This is a genomic window from Kitasatospora sp. NPDC088264 (assembly GCF_040685715.1).
GTDB lineage: Bacteria > Actinomycetota > Actinomycetes > Streptomycetales > Streptomycetaceae > Kitasatospora.
Map to the genome: position 1 here is coordinate 1 of NZ_JBFBIR010000121.1, position 7,029 is coordinate 7,029.

At 69.1% G+C, this 7,029-nt stretch carries 9 protein-coding genes; 4 read left to right on the top strand and 5 right to left on the bottom strand.

Annotated features, from left to right (window positions below; genetic code table 11):
- On the top strand, positions 1-258 hold a 258-nt coding region (locus AB0O82_RS38290), incomplete at its 5' end, for a MerR family transcriptional regulator (protein ID WP_363589624.1).
- A gap of 197 nt (positions 259-455) precedes the next feature.
- On the opposite strand, the gene AB0O82_RS38295 is transcribed toward AB0O82_RS38290, so the two are convergent.
- Together AB0O82_RS38295 and AB0O82_RS38300 are read right to left on the bottom strand one after the other, a co-directional pair.
- Positions 456-719, bottom strand: coding sequence for a hypothetical protein (locus tag AB0O82_RS38295; RefSeq protein WP_363589626.1), 264 nt, complete (start codon positions 717-719; stop codon positions 456-458).
- 442 nt (positions 720-1,161) lie between these two features.
- A complete protein-coding gene (locus tag AB0O82_RS38300) occupies positions 1,162-1,527 on the bottom strand; it encodes a ricin-type beta-trefoil lectin domain protein (protein ID WP_363589636.1) in 366 nt (121 codons plus the stop codon).
- A 1,197-nt stretch (positions 1,528-2,724) separates the two neighbouring features.
- Here AB0O82_RS38300 and AB0O82_RS38305 point away from each other — a divergent pair.
- Positions 2,725-3,213, top strand: a complete 489-nt coding sequence (locus AB0O82_RS38305) for a hypothetical protein (RefSeq protein WP_363589628.1) — start codon at positions 2,725-2,727, stop codon at positions 3,211-3,213.
- A gap of 32 nt (positions 3,214-3,245) precedes the next feature.
- Here the strand turns inward: AB0O82_RS38305 and AB0O82_RS38310 are convergent, their stop codons facing one another.
- The 3 genes from AB0O82_RS38310 to AB0O82_RS38320 all read right to left on the bottom strand — a co-directional run bounded on the left by AB0O82_RS38310 (position 3,246) and on the right by AB0O82_RS38320 (position 4,666).
- A complete protein-coding gene (locus tag AB0O82_RS38310; protein WP_363589638.1) occupies positions 3,246-3,773 on the bottom strand; it encodes a transposase in 528 nt (175 codons plus the stop codon).
- Positions 3,770-4,309 (bottom strand): winged helix-turn-helix domain-containing protein, encoded by a 540-nt coding sequence (locus AB0O82_RS38315; protein WP_363589629.1) that lies wholly within the window; start codon positions 4,307-4,309, stop codon positions 3,770-3,772. Before AB0O82_RS38315 ends, AB0O82_RS38310 begins: the two co-directional genes overlap by 4 nt.
- Before the next feature lie 90 nt (positions 4,310-4,399).
- Positions 4,400-4,666, bottom strand: coding sequence for a hypothetical protein (locus tag AB0O82_RS38320; RefSeq protein ID WP_363589630.1), 267 nt, complete (start codon positions 4,664-4,666; stop codon positions 4,400-4,402).
- A gap of 683 nt (positions 4,667-5,349) precedes the next feature.
- Here AB0O82_RS38320 and AB0O82_RS38325 point away from each other — a divergent pair.
- Both AB0O82_RS38325 and AB0O82_RS38330 read left to right on the top strand, forming a co-directional pair.
- Positions 5,350-6,504, top strand: a complete 1,155-nt coding sequence (locus tag AB0O82_RS38325) for an oxygenase MpaB family protein (protein WP_363589632.1) — start codon at positions 5,350-5,352, stop codon at positions 6,502-6,504.
- A gap of 335 nt (positions 6,505-6,839) precedes the next feature.
- On the top strand, positions 6,840-7,029 hold a 190-nt coding region (locus AB0O82_RS38330), incomplete at its 3' end, for a helix-turn-helix domain-containing protein (RefSeq protein ID WP_363589634.1).

Below are 7,029 nucleotides of genomic sequence, written 5' to 3' on the forward strand. Positions count from 1 at the left end.
GCCACCACCCCCGGCTTCCTACGCGCCCTCGGCGAACACCGCCTCATCACCCCCCTGCGCTCCGAAGGCGGCCACCGCCGCTACTCCCGCTACCAACTGCGCATCGCCATGCGCGCCCGCGACCTCGTCAACCAGGGCACCCCCATCGAAGCCGCCTGCCGCATCATCATCCTCGAAGACCAACTCGAAGAAGCCCTGCGCCTCAACGAACAACTCCGCCGCACCCCGCGCGGCCAGGAACCCGCAACCGACACCTGACCGGCCTCCGGCAACCCGGCCCACAGCTCCGCCCAACCGTACGGCCCACGCACAGGGCCGTACGGGGGCGGACGACCTCACCCTGCACGCTCTGGTCGCCCCGGAGATGGGCGACACCACTACGGCGCGCCTCACGCGAGAGCGGCGAACGAGACCGCGCCGGCCTTCATCCAGGGCCCGCACCGACGCGTGGTGCGTTAACGCCAGCCCTTTGAGGTGAGCGCGGCGAGGACGGCGGCCTGGGCGGCGGCCAACTGCTGCCACGCGGTGTCGAGTTCGCCAGTAACGTCCGCATCGTCCGGCTCGTCCGTGGTGGTGTCGGTGGGGCGCTTCATCGGCTGCGGCGCGCAGGTACGAGGGTGCCGGTGTCCAGGTGGGGGGGTGGTGTCGTCGCTGGGCGCGGCCTCGTCCGGTCCCAGGGTGGTCTGGAGCTGGGCGAGTTGACGTTCGACGCCGGTCAAGCTGGCCGCGCGATCCACGGTGACGACGCCGTCCACGACGCGGCGCAGCGGGTCGGCGAGCAGCCCAGCGCTGCGTTCGGCCAGGACTTCGGTCGCGACGGCGCGGGCAGCGCCGAGACGGTTGTACCGGTTGGTGAGGTCGTCGGCGGGGGTGGCGGTGCCGAGTGGTGCCGAGTTGGGATTGTAGCCAGGCGAGGACGGGCGGTTCCATGCGCTTCCGCTCGTACTTCAGCCTCGCGGCCTCAGCCTCCGCCGCACGGGACCGCATCCTGCCGACAGGCTCACCAGCCTTGCGCCCGGCGCGGCGGACCGCTGCCTCGTACGCCGGGCCGAGATCCGCTCGATCGGCGCCCCGGGGCCTACCCGAGGCCGCGAGAGGCACCACTGGGGTGGCAGGCATCTCGGGCCCGCCACCCCTGAAGCCGTACTGCTACGAACGCTGTCAGCCGACTCGCCATTTCTGGCCGGCGTTGTTGGAGTTGCAGGCCCACACGCCCAGCCCGTCGCCCTCCCGGTCAGCGGTGAGGCAGCCGCCTGCCGCGTTCACGAGCTGGTTCCAGCCGTCGCCCACACCCTGGAACGACCAGAGCTGGTTGTTGTTGCCGTCCTGGGCGTGGGCGAGATGGGTCCGGTGCGTATCCGGGTTGTGGTCGATGACCATGCCGCCACCGTAGGCCGTCTCGATCTGCCACATCCCGTTGCCCTTGTCCCAGAAGACCCATTCGTTGTTGGGATTCTCCGCTTCGCCCCGGGCGGCCTGGACCTCGGGACCCGGGGCGGTGCTGCCGCCTTCGAGATCGCTTCGAATCCGTTGTTCGCCGACATGAGTTCCTCATGGACGCCGCTGGACGGCAACTCGCTGCCGGAATCCCGGACCGAGGGCGAGAATTGGACTGCGGCCTCCCCGCCGGACGTCTGGTACTCAATGGGTGCCTCGAGCAGGCCCGACGCGTCCGCGATGTCGACGAACTTCAGGACGCTCCCGCAGAACCGGCCGCCCCCTTCGGGGCAGGAGACCGGCTGGTCACCTGCCGAAATGATCCCGACCGCCGTGACGCCCTCAGGCGCGGGGACGAACACCGGCCCGCCGCTGTCTCCCCTTCCGGCCGCCGGGCCGTTCGACTGCTGCTTGGCGCTCCACGCAGGCCCGAACAGCTTGCTGTTGCCATTGCCGTCCTGGGCCTCGTACTGGAGAACCTTGCGCTTGACCTGGATCCCCCCCAGCTCGCCGGAACTGGCCCCGGAGGTGATCACGATGTTGCCCACCACCGGACTGTCGGCGCCGACCACCGCGGACTTCGTCTGTCCTTGGGAGCCGCTACTGTTTGTACTGGCGCCCCGCCACACAGTCGGCTTGAAGAAGTCGGTGTTGCCGGCCTTCACGAGCGCCACGTCCACCGTGGTGTTCCGGTGGCTGACCTCAGCCGAGTCCAGGTTCGCGAACCACCCGCCCCAACCGTCGTATACGTCTTTCCTGTTCTCATCGGGGAAGCAGTGGCGCGCTGTGAACGCCCTCCCGTTGGTAGCCGTACGCTGGTCGTCCACGTGGCGCCGACGGGGCGGACCCCACCATCCGGTGCGGGAGCACGAACAGCGGGCCGTCCCGTCGCTGTCTGTCGTCAAGTCACCCGTTCATCAGCCGGGTACGGCGATCGAACGGACGGAGCCTGCGGGCCTGGCTGATGCGGCACCGTCGTGGAAGGTGCCAGCCGTGCTTCACGTGGTGCGGATCGCTGCGCCGGAAGCCCTGGTCGGCACCCGGTCGTACGCGGCGGTCGGACAGTTGTGCCGCGTTCGCACCCCAGGTCGGCGAGCCGCTCGGACTCCCTACCGGCCGTCGCACACCCCGCCTGACGCCGGCTCGACGCGCTCGGTGGCCGGCCTCGGCTGACGCCGGTCCACGTGGGCGTTGATCGTTTGTTTACCGCCTTCGCGCATGATCCTTCCTGCACAGGGCGCCCCACGCGTTCACGGGCGCGAACAGACGAGAGAGGCACACGGGGAAATGAAGACAACGAAGACGCTGCGGCACATGACCCTCGGGATGGCGGCCGGCATGCTGGCACTGGTCGGGACGGTGGCGTCGGCAGGGACCGCGCAAGCCTACGACCTGCCGACCGCGGACATGGACGAGCCCGGCATCCTCTACCGCGGCGGCCACATCGAAGCGGGAGACACCCAGCTGATCCTGCAGAACGACGGCAACCTCGTCCTCTACCGGGCCTACCAGGAGGCAAGTCTCGTCCACCCCGTGTGGCAGGCCAACACCTGGGGCTGCGGCTACAAGGCGATCATGCAAGGCGACGGGAACTTCGTCGTCTACGACGCCAACAGCCGCCTCTGCTGGTCCGCCAACACCTTCAAGTCCAGCTCCTTGCAGAAGGCCAGCCTTCAGGTCTCCGCCCTCGGCGGCCTCAAGGTCGTCTTCGTCAACCCCAGCGGCGGCCGGAGCATCAGCTGGGCGACGATCCGCAGCTCGGACCTGTACTACTGAAGTTGAATTCGTGATGTCGGTCTGAGATCTGGTCAGCCATCCATGATCAGGCCGGTGGTGGCGAGGCATCCGTCGATGAGGTGAAGGCGGTACTGGAGTCTCTTCAGGCTGCGCTTGACGGCTCGGGCGAGTTGGTCGATGTCGGCGGCGGCGAGGTTGCCAATGGTGCGCTTGACCAGCGACCAGACGCCCTCTTGCGGGTTGAGGTCGGGAGCGTACGAGGGGAGTTGGAAGACGGTCAGCCAGTCCTTGCTCGCCTTGATGAACTCCTGCATCGGCGGCATCAGGTGGGCACGCAGGTTGTCCCACACGAGCACGATCGGACCGCTGAGCTGGATGTGCGCCCGGATGAGCAGGTCCCGGTAGTCCTGCCAGGTCAGGCCCTTCTTCTCACCTTTGCGGCCCCGGTAGACGTGGAAGCTGTAGAACATCCGCGAGCGCTGACCGGGTTTGTAGCAGCTCAGCCCCGCCATGGAGACCCGGCCGCCTCCTCGGCCGCGCACCCGAACCACGGGCGTGCAGCCGACCCGACCCCAGGTCCGGGCGCGCGGCGGCCTCATCGACTGCCCGGCTTCGTCCTCGAAGACAAGCCAGGCCTCGCGGGCCGCCGCGGCGCTTTTACCCGCGGCCACGTCTCCTTCTTCCACAACTCGACGGCCGCGTCATCACGCTCGATGGCCCGGCGGGCCGGCTGCTGCCAGGACCAGCCGTGCCGCTTGAGCAGGACCCACGTGCCCTCCACGGTGTAGGAAACGTGGAACATCCGGCCGATCAGCGTCTTCACCCGAGCCAAGGTCCATCGCTGGTCGTCCCAGCCGTGGGCAAGCGGCCCACGCTCCAACTCCCGCTCCAGCCTCATGATCTGGGCATCGGAAAGCTTTGGACGACCCGGCGAACCCTTCGAGGCGATTCCTGCCGCGCCGTCCTCGCGCCACTGCCGGCGCCAGCGCTCCACCGAACGCACACTCACCCGCAGTGCGGCCGCGATGTCCCGATTCTTCTCACCGCCCTCGAAGCGATCCACGGCCTGCCGTCGGATCCGCTCCCGCGCGGCCCTCTCCGCGTCGGTCAAACCGCCACCCTGTGCATACCTCACAGCACACGACTACCGGGACCAACCCTCCAACGGCAGGCGAACGCTACTGCTTCACCCATCCGAGCGACATCACGAATTCAACTTCAGTAGCTAGGCGGCGACCTGGCAGCCCTCGCCGAAGCCGTCGCGGTCCAGCACCACCTTCCGGGCCGGGGTGAACTTCGCCCACTCGGCGTCGCACAAAGCCGCGTCGCACAGAGCCGCATCGCCCTGACGCCCGCCGCTCTGGACGATGGCGAGCCGGGCGTAGCGGCCGACGACCCGGGAGGCATTGCGGCTCCTCTCGGGGTCGCCGAGCCACTTCGCGGCCCACTCCGGGGTGCCCGCAACAGGCGACGCCGAGGCAGGCACGGGCACGGCGGCCGTCGTCGGCGCCCCGCTCGACGTGCAGGCCGCTGCTCCCCCGAGCGCGACGGTCACTGTTGCTGCGGCGACAAGCCACTCCCCCATGTTCATGGCCAGAGAAGGTAGTGGGGTGTACGAACCTTCCGGGTCGCCGGGCAGGCCCTCACCCGGCGGCTTCCCTGGCGGGCCCGGGCTCGGACGCCGGAGCGTTCGCCGCGATCTCGGCCCACAGCCCGGCCGGGTACAGGCCGATCCGCAGGGCGATAGGCGGACGACGGGACCGGGAGCACGCCTAGAACTACACCCCGGGCCACGAGCCCCGACCCGGATACGGCACCCGGCCCCAGCAGCTGTCCACCAATCCCACAGGGCACTGGCTGCACGCCCTGGACGGAGTGGACACGTGGACGCCCGCCATCGAGGTGCTGCGGGACAGTGTCGTGGCGGCGTCCCGGTAGCACGACAGACGGCCCGCCACCGCGCCTCGTGCCGTGGCCGGACAGGTCCACCGTGGTGCCCTTCACTCGTTCGAGGGAGGGCGAAACGTTTTTTCGCTCAGCTGAGGTACGACGTTCCGCCAGAGTCGGAGGCATGCCGCTGCTCGCTGATCCATCTGCCCGGGACGCCATGTCGACCACAGTTCCCGGCACGTGCCGACCGGCGGCTTCCCCCTCAGCGAAGGAAGGAGCCCTTCTGTGGCTTTGACGACTCAGAACGCGACGCAAGAGCTGGAGGCCGCGGGCCAGGCAGGTGACCCGCAGGCCGATCAGCTCGTCTCCGATCTGATCGACCACAAGGAAATCGACGGCGTCAACGCCCTCTTCCGCACCATCGGGACGCTCAAGCCCGGTCAGGACCTCTCCCAACTGCCCCAGCGGCTGGCGGACTTCCTGCGGGAGGCCGCGGCGCCGCCGCCGGACTGGTCGGAGGCGGACGTCGACGCCGCGGAGGGCTTCTTCGGCCACCACCACGGCGAAGTGACCATGCTCCAGGGCACCGTCGGCCTGATCGGTACCTACCTCTCCCCCACCGGCGCGTTCACGCTCCGCTCGACCGGGCGGCTCGGCGGCGTCAAGGGCCCGGGCCGGCGCCTGTCGCAGTCGTCCCGGCTGTTCCTCGACATGGGCAACAAGAACGCCCTGCGCGACGGCACCCTCGCGGCGAACGTCACCAAGGTCCGCCTGGTCCACGCCTCCGTACGGCAGTTGCACAAGAAGAGCGGCGCGTGGGACTACGCCAAGTGGGGCGAGCCGGTGTCGATCAAATACACCACCGGCGCCTCCTGCGTGTTCAGCGTGCAGATCCTGGAGGCGATGAAGAACCTCGGCATCGACGTCTCCAAGGAAGACGCCCACGGGTTCATGTGTGCCTGGCACTACGTCAACCACTACCTCGGCACTCCCGAGCGGTGGCAACTGCCCAAGGACGCCGACCTGGTCACGCGCATCTGGAACCAGGCGCGCAACGACGAGTGGAAGAAGTCCGAGGACGGCGTCTTCATGACGCAGCAGGCCGTCGACTTCTACAAGCAGTTCTACCCCGGCCCCACGCACGACGCGCTCATGGCCCTGGTCCGGCACGCGCTCACCGACGAGTACGCCGACATGGCCGGCGTGCCCAAGGGCGTCCTCGACCTCGCCTCCGGTCCGCTCGCCGCCGGCCACGGCGTGGTCAGCGGCCTGGGCGGCGGGCTCCTCGGCGGTTCCGTCCAGAAGACCACCGGAGTCAACCCCTACAAGGACGTCCTCGGCATGGCCTCCAAGACGTTCAACGAGATCCAGAAGTTCGCGCTCACCCACGACCAGGACGACCAGCCGCAGATGCACCAGGAACTCGGCGACGACCGCTGAGCACCGCCGACCCCACAGGTCCGGGCGGGGCACGGCGTGAACCACCCCATGGCGCAGCGGAACGGCTCGGTTTCCAGGGGAAGCACAAGGTGGCGCTGTCTCCCGGGGCCGTCACCCAAACCGCCTTCTGCTGCCGGTCCAGGGTCCCCAGCACCGGCGACTGCGGGGCGGCGGCCGCAGACCGGACTCGCGCCGCCTCTATGCCGGACACCGCCTGACCGATAGACGGGAACCCGCCGGGCTCATCCCGGCGCCGTTTACTGCCCTCGGCGCTTCAAGGTGATTGGCCTGTTTGTGTAGCTGACTGGCAGTCATTTGCGCGCTATGCCGTTGGTATGCGCTATGCGGATGGGGGCGGGCTGACGGCGAAGGCACGTCAGTGTCGAGAGGCGGTACGGCTGGAGGCCGCCGCGTTGTTCGACGAAGGTGTCCCGCCGAGGGAGGTTGCCCGCAGGCTGCGGGTGACCGCGAAATCGGCCTACCAGTGGCACCAGGCCTGGCGGGAGGACGGGGTCGGGGCGCTGG

Bases quoted from the DNA above. Each gene is read 5' to 3' on its own strand.
- AB0O82_RS38305 (WP_363589628.1), top strand. From the start codon at position 2,725: ATGAAGACAACGAAGACGCTGCGGCACATGACCCTCGGGATGGCGGCC.
- AB0O82_RS38310 (WP_363589638.1), bottom strand. From the start codon at position 3,773: ATGAGGCCGCCGCGCGCCCGGACCTGGGGTCGGGTCGGCTGCACGCCC.